Consider the following 15,556-nt stretch of genomic DNA (forward strand, 5'->3'; position numbering starts at 1 on the left):
AATAAAATGAAAAACATCAAAACAAAAATATGGGCACTTCTAGGAACTACTATTATGTTGCTTCCTTTCATTCTCAGCCTAGGAACTGCAGATGTCTCTGCAGCCGTATCACCTACACCAGAAAATGTCACGGTTAATTTGCATAAATTGAAATTCACTTCAGCACCAGAAAATCAAATAAACAACGGAACGGAATTGACATTTCCGAATAGCGAACCATTGAATGGCGTAGAATTCAACGTATACGACATCACTGCTACGTACTATCCAAGTAAAGATACAGCAGTTCCAGCAGACGCTACACCCTTCGCAAGTGTAACGACTTCTGGTGAAGGATTAGCTAACTTGACTCTTCCAGGTAAATCTGATGGGAAAGATGCTGTATACGTCTTTGTAGAAACACCAAAACCTGGTGTCGAAATGTCGCCAAATATCGTGTTAAGCTTACCCTTTTACAACCCTGATTCATCAGACCCTGACAAACCTTTAGACACGATTCATCTATATGCTAAAAATGTCATCAAAGAAAGCAATATCAAAATCCAAAAAGCTGGGAACTTTTCAGGAGTAAATAAGTTATCAGGGGCGCAATTCCAGATCAAAAATTCAGACAATCAATTTGTGACTGGTTTTGATGAAAACACCGGTGTCGCTCTTTATGGTCCTGCCGAATCAGCATTGACATTCACAACTGATACTGAAGGATCCATCAGTGTCAATGGGTTACTAGACGGCAATTATACTTTAGTTGAAACAAAAGCACCAGATGGTTATCAATTGACCGATCCACAAAAAGAAACCTCATTTGTAGTAGAAAACGGAAAATTGCAACAAACAACCGGAATCATCCATGGCGCGGATGAAGCCGATCTTGGGAATCCAAACGGTGTAGTCAATCGGGAAAATACAACTACAGATAACACGATTACTGTAGAAAACGTCCAAAACTACGGTGATTTCCACTTCATCAAACAAGATGTGAACACGCAAGAAAAATTAGCCGGTGCAGAATTTTCTATTCTAAGAGCAAAAGATCCAACTGTTAAATTAATGAAAAAAATAGCAAACCTCACCTCAGGAGAATACCCATATGCTTGGTCAGATGAAGTCGCAGGTTCTGACTGGGAAGAAGTGAAATTGATTTCTGATTCAGAAGGGGAATTTTCAATCGAAGGGCTGAAACAAGGGGCATACTGCCTTCAAGAAACAAAAGCACCAGAAGGCTACGCATTACCTAAGAATGAAGCTGCGTACACTGAATTTACAGTAGATGATGATCCAACAACTTCTGATGAAACAACGATCGATAACCAACCTAAAGGAATCTTGCCTTCAACTGGTGGTATGGGGATCATCGTATTCATCTTGGTAGGTATTGCTTTAGTTGGAGGAGCAGTGATCTACTTCAAAAAACGCCATCAAGAAACAGAAGCTTAAACTATTGGAAACAGAAATCATACGATAAATAAATGACAGTGATTCAAATGGGGAGAAAGGTTGTGACAGAAGTGGTCGTGCTCTCGGTATTAAGTCAAATTTATGGGGAAATATGAGGAACTATTTTTCCGTTTGCTTCTCTAATACTCAGGTCAAGGCGCTGATTTCACAACCTCTTCTTTAAACGGTGTTCTCCTGCCAACTCCTCGGTCACAAGTCACAATATTCATCAGACATGAGAAGCTATTTTTTGAAATTGTTCCTTGTGACTCAGAGCTGAACGGCAGGCTCACGACCTCTTCATAGACATATTAGAAAATAGGTGGACATGATGAAAAAAAGCAGAATAAGAATACTGGACATCTTCATGGCAATCACTTTAGTCGTTGGGATCGGGATCTTTTCTTATCCTTTTATAGAAGATTCACTGAATGATTTTCTTGCCCAGCAAATGATCATCTATTATCAAAAGCAGGCATCGAGTAAGAATTCAGAGGAAATAAAAAAACAGCAGGAAAAAATGACAAAGAAAAACCAACAGTTGGCAGAGCAAAACGTATCACCAGGGATAGCTAGTTTCAACCAAGCAGTTGATGCAAAAGCATTAAAAGATTTACCTAGTAATGCCTTTTTTATGGAACATATGCTTGGAGTCATCGAAATCCCAAAAATCAATGTCAGCTTACCCATATTCGATCAGACAACGGAAATCTTTTTGCAAAAAGGAACGTCATTATTGGAAGGAAGTTCTTATCCGACTGGCGGGAAAAGCACCCATGCCGTTCTTTCTGGGCATCGTGGACTCCCAGAAGCAAAATTATTTACAGATTTGCCTAAGTTGAAAAAAGGAGACCAGTTTTTCATCCAGATCAATGGAAAGACATTGGCGTATCAAGTAGAAAAAATCCAAGTAGTCTTACCTGATGAAGTAGATTCTTTGAGTATCCAAAAAGGTAGGGACCTCGTGACTTTGCTTACCTGCACTCCATATATGGTCAATACACATCGACTGCTTGTGACGGGGCATCGTATTCCTTATCAAGCAAAAGAGGCAAAAAAAGCGATCCAAGGAATTGATCAATGGAAAAAATGGAAATTTATTACTTGGTTTATCGGTATACTACTTGGATCGATCGGCTTAGTTTGGCTACTCATCGCTTATTTAGATTCTTTGGCCATCGCTAAGCGAAACTATCCTTTATCTTTTTATGTAAAGAACAAAAACGGACGACCAATCGAAGGAATGGTCTTTTCTGTAAAAACGTTCAACGGCAAACACTATATTACTAGAGAAAAAGTTCCATTTGTGAAAGCTTCTGATGAATACGGACTAGTGAGATTTTCTGATTTAAAAGGCGGAAACTATCGCTTGCAACATGAGGAGATCCTACTTAAAATCCATGTAAAACATAAACATTCGAAACAGTTTTCAATGAAATTGAAAAAAGGAAGATACAAACTGCGAAAAGAAAAAGAGGTGTACTATTTGATTGAGAAAGAATGAATGAAGGTGTCCAAAAAGCAGAGGGAACAGACTAAATGAAAAAAGAGAGAAGCTGACGAAATAGACGTGTAAACTGCTATTTTTGGTTTACTATCTGGAACGCCAGCTTCTATTTTTTTATGTTTCAGAAGAATTTTATTACTCTAGTATAACTTTTGAATTAGTTTCCATAACATTTGGAGCAAGGGGTTAAACCACGAGCTTGAGCTTCGCTTAAAGTGGCAGGGGTATACGTACCATTTCCACATTTATGTGTATGGTATTTTGAACCGGTCGGTGTGACATAGACAGTTTGTTCATTATTTTGCTCAGGAGCTGCGGCTTGTGCCTGCTGAGAGGCCTGTTCAGCTGCTGCTTGCTGTCGCGCCTGTTCGGCTTGCTGCTGTGCGATTGCTTCTTGTTGCGCTTGTTCTGCTTGTTGTCGTGCAATTTCTTCTTGCTTTTTCCGTTCTTCTTCTGCTTCTTTTGCTTTGATCGTGGAATCAATTGCAGCAAGACGGTTTGTCAACTCTTGTTTGTTTTCAGGTAGCGCTTGGATAGCTGCTGAAGCAGTTGCATAGTTTTCTTTTGTAGGATTTGCTTCAGCTTGTGACAAAGCAGATTCTGCTTCTGTCACTTTTTTTTCTAGTGCAGCTTTTTCCGCTTTTTGTTTCTCTTCTTCTTTTTTCTTTTCAATTTGTTCTTGTTCTTTCGATGAATCTGCCGTACTTTCGGAGATCGCGGTGCTGCTGCTGGAAGCCTGAGCTGAACTTGTGCTTTGAGTAGTAGACGTGGTAGCACCACACCCGCTTAACAAACTTCCTGCGACCAAAAACAACGCAACTAATTTTTTCACTAAATTTCCTCCTTAAGTAAAAAACAACCGTTTTCAATAAATGTCCTTTTCAATTGTTTACTTACTTGTTATAATAATTGTGTTATGAATAGTGATTGAGGAAACTTAATCTAATCCCGTGTTGTTACACGGGATTTTTTGCTATAGTTCTGTTATTAAGTATGTAATAATAAAAAATGTATGTTATTTTATTATTAGATTATTGACATTTATATAATAAACGATTAAATGATTCATATCAAGAGAATGGTTAGGAAAAAAAGAGAAATAATAACAGGTTTATGCACCATTAACTGTTTTGCAGTGGGATATTTGTATCCGTTTTTTTCTTGTATGTAGTATAGTAAAGTAGATACAGAAGGAGAAAATATGCAGACTTTTTTAACAAAAGTTTCTCAAAAGAAAATCAAAATGATTCATTTACTGCTTGAAACGGATCGATGGTGTTCAATAGAAGAGCTACAAAACGAATTGAAGGTATCAAGTAAGTCTATCTTGAATTATCTAACAGATTTAGAAGAATTGTTCCAACAATATCCTGATAAGGTCATTTTGAAGAATGAGAATAATCGGCGCTTTTCTATGGAAAAGCAGGAGAACTTCCCAATCTACACTATTTATCTTCATTTCTACAGAAAATCATATAATTATCATTTGATTGAATTCATGTATCAACATCCTGAGAAAACTTTGGAAAATTATGCAGACGCTCAATATACGAGTGTATCCACAGTTTTTCGTTATGCGAAGTTATTAGTAAAGTACTTTGAAATGACGGACGTCAAAGAACAATCGCCGCCAGATAGAAGGAAATTAGCAGTTGAAAAAGCTGCCCTGCATCAAGTAATACGACCAGCCAAACGGAAACAGTGTCTCATGTTTTTGATTTGACTGGTCTTATTACCGCAGATGCAAGCTTTTGCCACACCTCTTTCTTGTCATTTACAGAATTACAGAAGCAAATATCAATGCTGCAAGCTTTCCTTTAATGCTGTAACACCAGTAAGAGTTGTCAAGACCAGCAGACTGACTAGGTAAATACCGCTCAAAAACAAGATTACGGCAGTTAAACTATAATGATCCATCAAGAAACCGATGACGATAGAAGAAAACCCACCAACAGCTCGTCCAAGATTCATAATGAAATTATTCGCCGTCGCGCGGATCTCTGTTGGATACAAACTACTAATCACTGCACCATATCCACCATACATGCCATTGATAAAGTAGCCGACTATCACAGCGGCTGCTACCAAACTCCACTGGCTATGGGCTAACACAAGTAGATAGACAGATAAGGATGAACAAATCAAAAACAGAGAAAAGGCTAGTTTAGGCCCCACTTTATCCATGATCATGCCAAAAGTCATCATCCCCAAAGACATGCCTAAAATAGTACTGACCATCCACAATGAAGATCCAGAAACCGAAAGTCCTAATCGATCTTGCATAATCGAAGGCAGCCAATTCATTAACCCAAAATAGCCGGCGATTTGGACAGTCACCATGATACTAAGGCCACATGTTTGCCAAGCAAGATGTTTTGATTCAAACAGTCTGCTAAGTTTGGTTTTCTTTTCGACGGATTGTGCAGATTTGAATTCCTTTGGTTCAGTCAAGCCGCGACGAATGAACAAGACCATCAACACCGGCAGTACACCTACGACATACAACATCTTCCAACCAAACGTTGGAATGATCACAGCGGCTAAAATCGCAGCCAAAGCCGCACCGACCTGCGCACCAATACCAGCAACCGAAGAAGCTCGTCCAATTTGTTTTTTTGAAAAACTTTCGGAAATCAAGGACATACATGCCCCATATTCTCCTCCCGCTCCTACACCTGCGATAAAGCGAAAGAGATAAACCAAGTAGATGTTTGAAGCAAAATACATCAATAAAGAAGCAATCGAAAACAGAAGGACCGTTTGAGAAAATACTTTCACACGTCCACATTTATCAGCTATGATGCCAAAAAAAATACCTCCAATGAGCATCCCCAAATTAGTGATCGTTGAAATGAAACCCGCTTGCGTACCACTAATATGAAAAGAAGCAATCATTGAAGATAATGAAAAAGCTAAAAACATAATATCCATATTCTCTAAAGCAATTCCCGCCGATGTCGATAATAATACCTTTCGCTGATACGTTGTCATTTTTATACCCCTTTTCCTAAAATTTCCCTAAATTGTTAAAAGTATATCCAAAAAAGAATAAAAAAACAAGACTTTTTTATTTGAAATAATACACAAACAACCGATATAGATAATCCAGCCTAGTTTTAATAGAAATGAGTATTGACTTGGAGTACACTTAAAGTTGTAGAATAAATAAAATACATAAGTAAAGTGGCAAGAAATTAAGAGAAAGAGTGATCAGATGAATATCAAACAAGTCAGTGAAGAAAAGGGCATTTCGGCCGATACATTGCGCTATTATGAACGAATCGGGTTGATTCCACCAGTTAATCGGACAAAAGGCGGAATCCGTGATTATACAGAAGAAGACCTAAAATGGGTCGACTTTACGATCTGTATGCGAAATGCCGGATTATCGATCGAGTCTTTGATTGAATATATTCGCCTATCTAGCGAAGGAGAAGCAACTGTATTTGAGCGGCGTAAGCTTTTGATTGAAGAAAGTGAACTTTTGACGAAAAAAATTGCTGAAATGCAAGAATGTTTGGAACGTTTACAAGGAAAAATCAAGAAATATGATCGTGTGTTATCTAGAAATAAAATAGAATGTATCAAGTAAAAAATCAAGGAGCATCGCTATGGAGTTACGCTTACTAAAATATTTTTGGACAATTGCAGAAGAAGGAACAATCTCTCAAGCCGCAGAAGTTCTACATCTTACACAACCAACCTTAAGCCGACAACTGAAGGAGCTAGAAGAGGAACTAGGAACAGAGCTGTTTGTACGTGAAAACCGCAAAATGATCTTGACAGAAGCAGGTTATTTTCTAAAAAGCCGGGCAGAAGAAATTTTAGATTTAACAAATCAAACCACTCAAGAATTCGAGAACAGAAAAAAACAATTATTCAGCGGACGATTTACGATTGGCTGTGTGGAAGCTGATAATTCGAATACATTGGCACTATTACTAGAAAAGCTGATCCGTGATTATCCCAACGTTCAATTTCATATCCACAGTGGAACAAGTGATGATATCACGGAGCGACTAGAAAAAGGCCTGTTAGATTTAGCGATTTTGCTAGATCCAGTAGATACAGAGAAATACGAAACGATTTTGTTACCAAGAAAGGAAAAATGGGGATTGCTCATTTCAGAAAATTCTGTTTTAGCAAAAAAAGACGCGATAACAAAAGAAGACTTTGCGAATGTACCTCTTTTAATCTCAAAGCGTCCAGAAATACAGCGAATGTTTGCTGACTGGTTAGGCATAAAAAAGGAGCAGTTGCTGATCACAGGAACGTACAATTTGATTTTCAATGTATTTGCGCTAATTGAGAATCAGGTAGGCGCTGCTTTAGTCATAGAAGGTGCTGTAAGTCATCATTCAAAGCGAGTGACATTCGTTCCGCTTGACCCAATGATTGAAACGAACTGCATGCTAGTCTGGAAAAAGAATCGGATTTTATCCCCTGTAGTCAATGAATTGATTCACCGTTTCAAAGAAGCTTTTGAACAGTAATAAGTATCTCTAATCGAAGAAAATTCAATAAGAAAGCAAGATGTATGACAGTCTTGCTTTCTTATTTTTTCATTTTTAAATCAAAAAAAATAAAGAGATTTACACAACTTGTTAAATAAGCGCTTACAAATAAAAAAAGAACGGAAATGAATCAGCTATAATAACCGTTGTTCTGGATTGTAATCATTACAAAGAAATGAAGATTATAACTTTGGAGGTGTTCGAAAAGAAAAATGGGAGGAGCTTTCATGAAAAGATTTAGAAAATGTTTGACATTGGTTTTTGTGTTGAGCTGCTTGATACAACTTTCTGCTTTCAACCAAGTAGTGTTTGCTGCAAGTGAAAAAAGTAGTGTAGGTATCACTTTTGAAGGAAGTGTTCCGCAAAGCTCAACCGATCCATCCGTACCATCCTCGCAAGATGCCGATCAATCGGCAGATCAATCCAGACCAAAGAAATACCCGAAAACCAACGAGATTCAGCAATCATTTATTACTTGGGGTGGAGTATTTCTTTTAGTAATCAGTTTGTTTTTAATATTTTGGAAAAGAAAGAGGAATAGAGAATGAAAAAAACAATTTTAGCTGCAGCATTAATTAGTACAACACTTTTGGCAGGAACATTATCTGTACATGCAGATGATCTAAATGGAAAAAGCACTGCAAAGATCGGTTTGACGACACAAGATCCAGATCATCCTGTAGGTCCGATCAATCCAATCGACCCTGATGATAATCCTCCTTCAAATGATCCAACTGGAAATACTGGGGACTTGCGTATCGATTATATCTCAAACATCGACTTTGGCACTCAAACGATTTCTGGAAAAACAGAAACATATACTGCCCAAAAACCAGCACTAAGAACTGAAGCGCAGATTTCAGATTTACGAGGAACTGGTGCTGGCTGGAATTTGCAAGTTAATTACGCTACAGAAAAACCAGGATTTACTTCAGAAGACAAAACATTGAATGGTGCAGAACTCACATTACCTATCGGAACTCCTAAAACGGTTGCCGATAACAGTTCTGCAGCTCCTGCTACAAACGAAGTAGTAGTCAATAATGCCGCACAAAACATTATGACAGCGGCTGCTAACGCTGGTTTAGGAACATGGGCGGATGAAATGGATACAGCAAATGTTTCGCTTAAAGTCCCATCAGGTAACTTGGTGGGTGATTACACAGCTACACTTGTCTGGACTTTGTCAGACGCACCAGCTTAATTAAACATTTATGATGAAAGAATAAGGAGAGAATAACAACGATGAAAAAACAAGTATTCTACACATTAGCAGCGACAGTATTGCTATCAAGCTCATTATTAAGCACATTGACAGTTCAAGCAGATGAAACAGAGCCAACCAAAGATTCAGCTACTTCTACAGCAAAAATCACCTTTACAGGTGGAAATGATGATCCAGTTGATCCATTGATTCCAGATAATCCTGACGACCATGGAACAGGCGATCATGGACCATTATCAATTGACCATGTATCTGATATCACTTTCGGTACACAAGAGATCTCAGCAAGTGAGCAAGTTTATCATGCAGAAAATACAGAAGCTAATGTCCAAATCACTGATAAACGAGGGGTAGAAGGTGGCTGGATATTAACAGCAGCAGCTTCTCATTTTACAGCGGAAGATCATTCAGAATTAAAAGGTGCGGAATTATCATTCAATGGTGGGAAAATCCAAACAACTTCAGATAACACTAGCGAAAACCCAACAGCACATGATGTGGTTTTTGACAATACGGAAGCAAAACCAGTAATGACCGCCGACAGTTTGCAAGGACAAGGTTCATGGGTAGACGTCTTCCAAGGGACTAATGGAGACAATGACAAAATACAATTAAAAGTGCCTTCAGGTTCTGTTGAAGCAAAAGAATACACGGCAACGATCACTTGGACACTCACAGCAGGCCCAACTGCTTAGAATGGAGAGAAAAATGAACAAACTTCAATCATTGTTTGTTGCTGCTCTTAGTTTATTAAGTATTGTAGTGATGCCATTGACGACATACGCTGATTCAAATGAATCAGCGTATAGCGTCAATGCAAATATTCCCGACTTTCAAAAAAATAAAAACGTTTCTTACTTTGATTTGCAATTAGATCCAAATCAAAAAAAAGAGATTTCAATCCATTTAGCTAACTCAGCAAAAGAAAAAGCAATTTTTAACGTAGATGTTAATAATGCTGCCACAAACAGTAACGGGGTCATTGACTACGGACAAACAGATTTGAAGAAAGATCCGTCTGCTAAATATGTATTGAATCAGCTAGTCACTCCTAAAAATCAAGAAATCGAATTACAAGCTGGTGAATCCAAAGATGTGACTTTCCAAGTTCAAATGCCAAAAGATCATTTTAAAGGCATCATTCTTGGTGGAATACACATCAGTAAAAAAGATAATGTGAGTGAAAAAGTAGACGGAACAGCAATCCGTAATAAATATGCGTACGTGATCGGTGTGAAACTGCAAAACGATACAGCTGCCGTCACACCCGATTTGAAACTGAACTCAGCAAAAGCTGGTCTGCAAAATTCCTATACGACTGTGTTTGCTAATGTGCAAAATCCAACACCTGGAATCATCAGCAAAGTTAATTTTGATGCGAAAATCACGAAAAAAGGGTCAAAAGATGTTCTTTATGAAACAAAAAAGGAGAATATGTCGATTGCCCCTAATACGAACTTTGACTTTCCAATCAGTTTGAATAAGGAGAAAATCGAAGCTGGAGATTATACGGTGACGATCGATGCCAACGAAGGGAATACAGATAAAACATGGCATCTGACAACTGATTTTACGATCCAGTCAGAAAAAGCCAAAAAGATCAACAAAGAAGCAGTGACAGAAGACAAAGGAATCCCATATCTCCCAGCTATCATCACAGTCGGAATCTTGTTATTATTGATCATCGCATTTTTAAGTTACAAATTACTTAAACAAAAAAAGTAGGTGAGTCTTTCAAGTGAAATTGAATCAGCCACTAAATAAATTATATGTGTTAGGTTTGTTTTTTTTATGTGTTTTTGGAAGCATTTGTTTTCTCGCCGTTGATGTTTCGGCAGCTGATTATACAGAAATTAGCGAAGGGCCAATTCTTGGGGGGCATGTTGAAGCATCGATTTCTTACAAAAAAGATCATTCGCCTAATTATACAGCAGTTGGAGATACGGTAACGGTTACGACCACTTTAGAAAAGTTGGATGATGGTGCTTTGCCCGATCAGTATAAACAATCTTCTGTTTTTATGCTGTTTCCGGATAAAACACAAGGTCTGCAATTACAGGGAGAACCTGAATTTAGATATGAAGTAGCAGGGATACAAGATACAGGAAGATTTGTTGAAACAACTAAAGAATTACATGTTAGTCTATTGACGTCTTTTAATTTGTTAGCTAACTATGAACACAGTGATCCACTGACTTATGATGGACGAATGACAGAAATCCCAATTACTACTGAATATGATGACGGTCCTTACGAGGATGAATATGCGTTATCAAACTTGTTGGTTTTAAAAGGTTCTAAAGTCATTTTAAGTTATAAAGCAACTGTAACAGAAGAAGCTTTGAAGAACGATAAATTTATGCTTCATGCCGCTGTTTATGATAGTAAAGCCGGTGATTTTGATTGGGCTCATTTTCTCACAGCATCTATGCCAAGTATCCAAAATTTAGGGATCTCATTTGACGAAGCTACTAAAGACAAAAAAATCGATATAAAAGACGATTCTTCTTATCAAACTACTTTAACCGGTTCTTGGGCTGGTGCAAAAGACGATATCCATCCTGTATTGACGATTGATGGTAAAGAAGTGCCTATTCCAGATGGTAGTTTTAAAGAAGACGGCACATTTGAAATCCCAGTTGACTTGAAGAATGTAGGGAATATTGGAACAAATAATGTCCATATCAAAATTTCTGATAGTAATGGACAAGTTGCGGAAGACGATGCAGTCATTACACTTGTCCAAGCATTGGTTCCACCAGAAATCAAACTTTCTGATTCTTTGGCAAATGCCTCGGTCAGTGTGTTTCCAACAGATCAGTCATTGACGATCGATGGGGAATGGAAAGATAAAGATAGCAATGCTGTGTCTTTATTTTATAAGCTGAATGGGCAAGAAAGAGTCTTGCAAGACAATGTCAGCAATACAGCAAAAGACTCATGGCTTCCATTCTCACAAGAGATCCCTCTCGCTGATCTTAACACTGGTGATAATCAAGTAGAAGTTTATGCCAAAGATGCAGAAGGTCAGTTATCTAATCATGAAAGTTTTAAAATCATATTGAATCAAGGAAACGTCAGCTTTAAATCGATCGATCCGGAGATCCAATTCAAAAACATGGTTATTTCCGGTACCACTGTTTATTCTTCACCACAAGCAACTGTTGGGGTAGTTGTAGAAGATACGACAGGAATTCCGAAAGATTGGCAGCTTAAAGTCAAACAGACCACATCTTTTTCTGACGGAACAAGAGATTTACCTGGGCAATTGACCTATCTGAATGGGGAAGAAAAGCTGTCAATCAATGATAGCTCAGCAGTGGGCTTGCCAGTCGTTCAAAACAATGCTACGGATTATTCTCTGCAACAAGATGCGAACCATCAATTCCAGTTAGCTGTTTCACCAGGCGCTTATACTGGTGAATATCAGTCACAGTTGGAATGGACGATCGAAAGAGCACCATAAAAAAATAAGAAGGGGAAACGTGGCTGTTTTTCCTTCTTATTTTTGTTATGATAGGGGCGAAAGGGTGGAGTTAGTTGATGGAGTCAATCATGTTTGTTTTCATTGCTTATCTAAATTTGTTTATTTGGATGAGTCTGTTGTTTAAAGGAACGTCAAAATGGCGATTCCTCTTGTTTTATTTGGGGCTAATGATAGCTAATATGTTCTTTGTTCCATACACATTCGTTTTCTTTGCAATCGCTTATGCTGCAATGTGTTGGTTTTTATATCTTTTGGTAGAAAATATTTTTTTATCGTTCCTGTTACAGAATTTTTTATTGAATGTGGTAGGTATTTCCTTTTTCTTAGCAATCGATATCCCAAGGTATTTGGGATTTTATACTAGTTATTTGAATCTTTCAGTAGAATTAGTACTAGCAGCTAGTTTATTTTTGCTGATCAGAAAAGCAGATCAAAAGTATGATATATTCGATTATTTTAGTGGCTATACGAAAAAACTGAAAGGCTTGACGATTTTATCTGTTGTGATTTATGTACTGATTTACATCTTTCATTTAGGTATTAGTTTTTACTCGTTGGATTATATCCTTACTTCGATCATCACGCTTTTATATAGTATTTTTTATACTGCTTTTTTTATTGTCTTTATTATATATAAGAAAAAGTTCCAAGTGATCGAACTTTATTTGAAAGACAATCAGGAAACAAAAGAATACTACGAGAAATTAGATGATTTCCGTCATGATTATTTGAATTATATTTCTGCGCTGGAATACAGCTTGGTGAATGACAGTCAGGAGAATTCTATCAAACTATTGACGCATTTAAAGGACTATTCTTTAGAAGCAATCGATGATGCGAGACACAATCCCTTGAAGCGAATCAGTGATCCGGCAGTACGCGGGCTTTTTTATCATTTTATGGAAAGAGCCAATCAGTCTGGCATTTCTTATGATATCCAAGTTCTGAATATCATCAATAATATCAAGGCAGATTATATCGATGTTCTTCGTCTTTTATCTATTGCACTGAATAATGCCATTGAACATTGTGATGAAACAAGAAAAGAAGAGCCGATCAGTATTACGATCAATCAAACAAAGGAGCGGTTTTATTTCAAAATCGAGAATCCTGCTGATATGTCCTCAACAAGCTTAGCTAAATTGATGAAAAGAGGAAGCTCAACGAAAAAAAATGGGGGACTCGGTCTTTATAACTTTTCGAAAATCACGGATAAATATCTGAATGCCAACTATGGAATCAAATATTTAAAACGTACGAAAATGTTTGTCTTGGAATTGGCGATTTATGAGAAGTCAATCAGTAAAACTGTATGAATAGTTAGCAAAGTGGAATAAGGAAGTTAAAAACGGGCAGGACAGACATGTCCTACCCGTTTGTTTGTTTTAGTTGGTCAATGTGGCGTAATAATTTTTTTACACTAGAAGAACTTAAAAGAAGTGTATCTTTATTTTTGAAATGGACTTCCATCATTTGTTTATCTACTTCTTTGATATTGAATGGATTGATAGAAAAACTTTTCAGATCATTAAAGAAATGATAGTCTTGGAATTTTTGTTTGATATTTTTCATTTTATCATGAATAACAAAGTTCTCATTTGTTCCATAAAATTCCAAGGTGGAGCGAGAACCATTGATCGTTGAGATATAATTGACTTCATCTGGCGCAATCAAAAAGACCCTTGTGGCGCCTTGCAGTTCAATGATAGAGGAAGATTGTTTTTGAGCTTCCAATTTTTCTAAAAGTAGCTGTTTCAATGATTGTGCAACTTCTTCTAAGTTTGATTTATCAAGATAGCGATCTGGGCGAATCTGCTGATTAATGATTTCTAATCCGCGTGTATTATCGTTTGATAGAAAAATAATCGAGCATTCTGGATTCTTGTTCCGTATTTTTTTAGCAAAATCAATGCCACTATGCAATGTTTTTAAATCAATGTCGATAATAAATAAATCAGAAGAAGAAAAGACCAGTGTATCTAAACGCTTATAAATCGTTTCCAACTCGCTGCTCGGGTATATTTGAAGAGAGAGGGCACTCAACTCTTTATGTTTTAGTAATTCTTTCTTCAATAATTCCTGATGAAACAAGTTATCTTCAATGTAGTAGATTTTCATGGTTCGATTCCCCTAAGACAGATTTCATTACGATTAGTATAACAGATTTTTTCTATAAATTTCATCATATAAATGATATTTGTTTTTTTATTAATCAGAAAATATGCACTTTTATCGTTTTAATGGACGGAATAAGCATAATGTTGATCGCGGTATTCTCTTGGCGTAAGGGAAGTTGTTTTTTTAAAGACCTGAATAAAATGGCTTTGACTTGCAAATGAAAGCAATACGCTGATTTCTTTATAGCTCTTGTCCGTAAAAAGCAACAAATGTTTACTTTCGTTGATCTTCCGTTCTTGGATATAGGAATGGATCGTTTGGCCCATTTCTTTTTTGAATAAAGCAGAAAGATGTGTTTTGTGCTTGTCAAATGTCTCAGCCAGCTCGTCAAGCGTTACACGGTCGTAAATATGGCTGTCTATATAATTGATTAGTTGTTTGACTAGCATGGATTTATCGGCTAGAGGTTGCTGATGGATCAGTTCCATGAAACGATAAGTCGCCTCTTTCATATAAGTGTGCCATTCATTAGAAGAATGGATACGGAACAAGCCTTGGATCAAGGCATCTGATAAACTAAAGGCCTGATTGATTGGGACTCCTTCGTCAATACTGATACGTGTCAGTATGGCAACAAAAGCAGAGAATTTCAGCTTCAAACCTTCTAATTCATTTTCGGATAACTCGACATGATACGTTTCTTGCATCTTTTTGAATAACCAATCGATCTTTTCTGGCTGATTCCGTTTGATGTATTCTGTGTATCGAAGCTCAAATTGATAAGAATCAAAAGTGGCTTCTTGCATCCGCCGGTCATATAAACTGTCCTCCAATCGCTGATCTGTGGTAGAGCGCTGCTTGATTTCTTTTTGGTAAATCCAGTGCAATTCCTCTTTTTTCAACAATTTGTGTGTTAGAAAAGCATAGGCAAGCTGAACGAATTCTTCAAATGCTGCAGTTGTTTCTTTCGTATAGTGAATACCGTAGTGATAGACATGGCCTTTGAATAGAAATGTATCGGGAGATTCTCCAATCATGCCGCAAGGGCCGATCAACAAGGAATAGGGTTTGCTGTCTGTCATAAAATCAAGCTTAGCAAACATAAAAGGAAAGTGATTAAATAAACATACGGGCTGATGTTCTTTCGGTGAAATGAATGTCTCCATGATAGGACGTATATCCCATGAAATCTCCGGATGGCAAACTTTGCCGCTTGAATCAAATAAAACCATGGGAATCAGATATTTTTTGTATAACAAATCCATTAT

Annotated in this window: 14 protein-coding genes and 1 pseudogene; 11 read left to right on the forward strand and 4 right to left on the reverse strand. The window is 37.3% G+C overall.

Annotation, left to right across the window (positions count from 1 at the left end; translation table 11 throughout):
• Positions 1–6: 6 nt before the first annotated feature.
• Positions 7–1,437 carry a SpaH/EbpB family LPXTG-anchored major pilin gene (locus tag IGJ53_RS04925; RefSeq protein WP_259742228.1) on the forward strand — a complete coding sequence of 477 codons (1,431 nt, stop codon included), beginning with the start codon at positions 7–9 and terminating at the stop codon, positions 1,435–1,437.
• Positions 1,438–1,768: 331 nt separating this feature from the next.
• Positions 1,769–2,941, forward strand: coding sequence for a class C sortase (locus IGJ53_RS04930; RefSeq protein ID WP_259742229.1), 1,173 nt, complete (start codon positions 1,769–1,771; stop codon positions 2,939–2,941).
• A 160-nt stretch (positions 2,942–3,101) separates the two neighbouring features.
• On the opposite strand, the gene IGJ53_RS04935 is transcribed toward IGJ53_RS04930, so the two are convergent.
• Positions 3,102–3,776, reverse strand: coding sequence for a hypothetical protein (locus IGJ53_RS04935; protein WP_438749691.1), 675 nt, complete (start codon positions 3,774–3,776; stop codon positions 3,102–3,104).
• 369 nt (positions 3,777–4,145) lie between these two features.
• On the opposite strand from IGJ53_RS04935, the pseudogene IGJ53_RS04940 reads away from it, so the two are divergent.
• A pseudogene (locus IGJ53_RS04940) lies at positions 4,146–4,565 on the forward strand (helix-turn-helix domain-containing protein); the annotation flags it as partial.
• A gap of 176 nt (positions 4,566–4,741) precedes the next feature.
• Here IGJ53_RS04940 and IGJ53_RS04945 read toward each other — a convergent pair.
• Positions 4,742–5,935, reverse strand: a complete 1,194-nt coding sequence (locus IGJ53_RS04945; RefSeq protein WP_259742231.1) for an MFS transporter — start codon at positions 5,933–5,935, stop codon at positions 4,742–4,744.
• 223 nt (positions 5,936–6,158) lie between these two features.
• Here IGJ53_RS04945 and IGJ53_RS04950 point away from each other — a divergent pair, with 223 nt between their 5' ends.
• From IGJ53_RS04950 to IGJ53_RS04985, 8 genes are all read left to right on the forward strand, one after another.
• On the forward strand, positions 6,159–6,536 hold the full coding sequence (locus IGJ53_RS04950) for a MerR family transcriptional regulator (RefSeq protein WP_010732242.1): 378 nt from the start codon (positions 6,159–6,161) through the stop codon (positions 6,534–6,536).
• A gap of 19 nt (positions 6,537–6,555) precedes the next feature.
• Complete coding sequence (locus IGJ53_RS04955) at positions 6,556–7,437, forward strand: LysR family transcriptional regulator (RefSeq protein WP_038398624.1); 882 nt, start codon at positions 6,556–6,558, stop codon at positions 7,435–7,437.
• A 248-nt stretch (positions 7,438–7,685) separates the two neighbouring features.
• The gene (locus tag IGJ53_RS04960) at positions 7,686–8,006 is read left to right on the forward strand and encodes an LPXTG cell wall anchor domain-containing protein (protein WP_010732247.1); all 321 of its coding nucleotides are present in this window, start codon (positions 7,686–7,688) and stop codon (positions 8,004–8,006) included.
• Positions 8,003–8,662, forward strand: coding sequence for a WxL domain-containing protein (locus tag IGJ53_RS04965; protein WP_010732248.1), 660 nt, complete (start codon positions 8,003–8,005; stop codon positions 8,660–8,662). Before IGJ53_RS04960 ends, IGJ53_RS04965 begins: the two co-directional genes overlap by 4 nt.
• 41 nt (positions 8,663–8,703) lie before the next feature.
• A complete protein-coding gene (locus tag IGJ53_RS04970; protein WP_010732249.1) occupies positions 8,704–9,378 on the forward strand; it encodes a WxL domain-containing protein in 675 nt (224 codons plus the stop codon).
• Positions 9,379–9,391: 13 nt separating this feature from the next.
• Positions 9,392–10,408: a DUF916 and DUF3324 domain-containing protein gene (locus IGJ53_RS04975; protein WP_259742233.1), complete on the forward strand. Its 1,017-nt coding sequence runs from the start codon at positions 9,392–9,394 to the stop codon at positions 10,406–10,408.
• Positions 10,409–10,421: 13 nt separating this feature from the next.
• On the forward strand, positions 10,422–12,149 hold the full coding sequence (locus IGJ53_RS04980) for a hypothetical protein (RefSeq protein WP_438749695.1): 1,728 nt from the start codon (positions 10,422–10,424) through the stop codon (positions 12,147–12,149).
• A 77-nt stretch (positions 12,150–12,226) separates the two neighbouring features.
• Positions 12,227–13,486 (forward strand): GHKL domain-containing protein, encoded by a 1,260-nt coding sequence (locus tag IGJ53_RS04985; protein WP_259742235.1) that lies wholly within the window; start codon positions 12,227–12,229, stop codon positions 13,484–13,486.
• A 52-nt stretch (positions 13,487–13,538) separates the two neighbouring features.
• On the opposite strand, the gene IGJ53_RS04990 is transcribed toward IGJ53_RS04985, so the two are convergent.
• On the reverse strand, positions 13,539–14,288 hold the full coding sequence (locus IGJ53_RS04990; RefSeq protein ID WP_010732253.1) for a LytR/AlgR family response regulator transcription factor: 750 nt from the start codon (positions 14,286–14,288) through the stop codon (positions 13,539–13,541).
• A 119-nt stretch (positions 14,289–14,407) separates the two neighbouring features.
• Positions 14,408–15,553, reverse strand: coding sequence for a helix-turn-helix transcriptional regulator (locus IGJ53_RS04995; RefSeq protein ID WP_042956950.1), 1,146 nt, complete (start codon positions 15,551–15,553; stop codon positions 14,408–14,410).
• Between the last annotated feature and the right edge of the window lie 3 nt (positions 15,554–15,556).

This window comes from Enterococcus sp. DIV1283b, from assembly GCF_051710965.1.
In the GTDB taxonomy this organism is placed as follows: domain Bacteria; phylum Bacillota; class Bacilli; order Lactobacillales; family Enterococcaceae; genus Enterococcus_B; species Enterococcus_B lactis.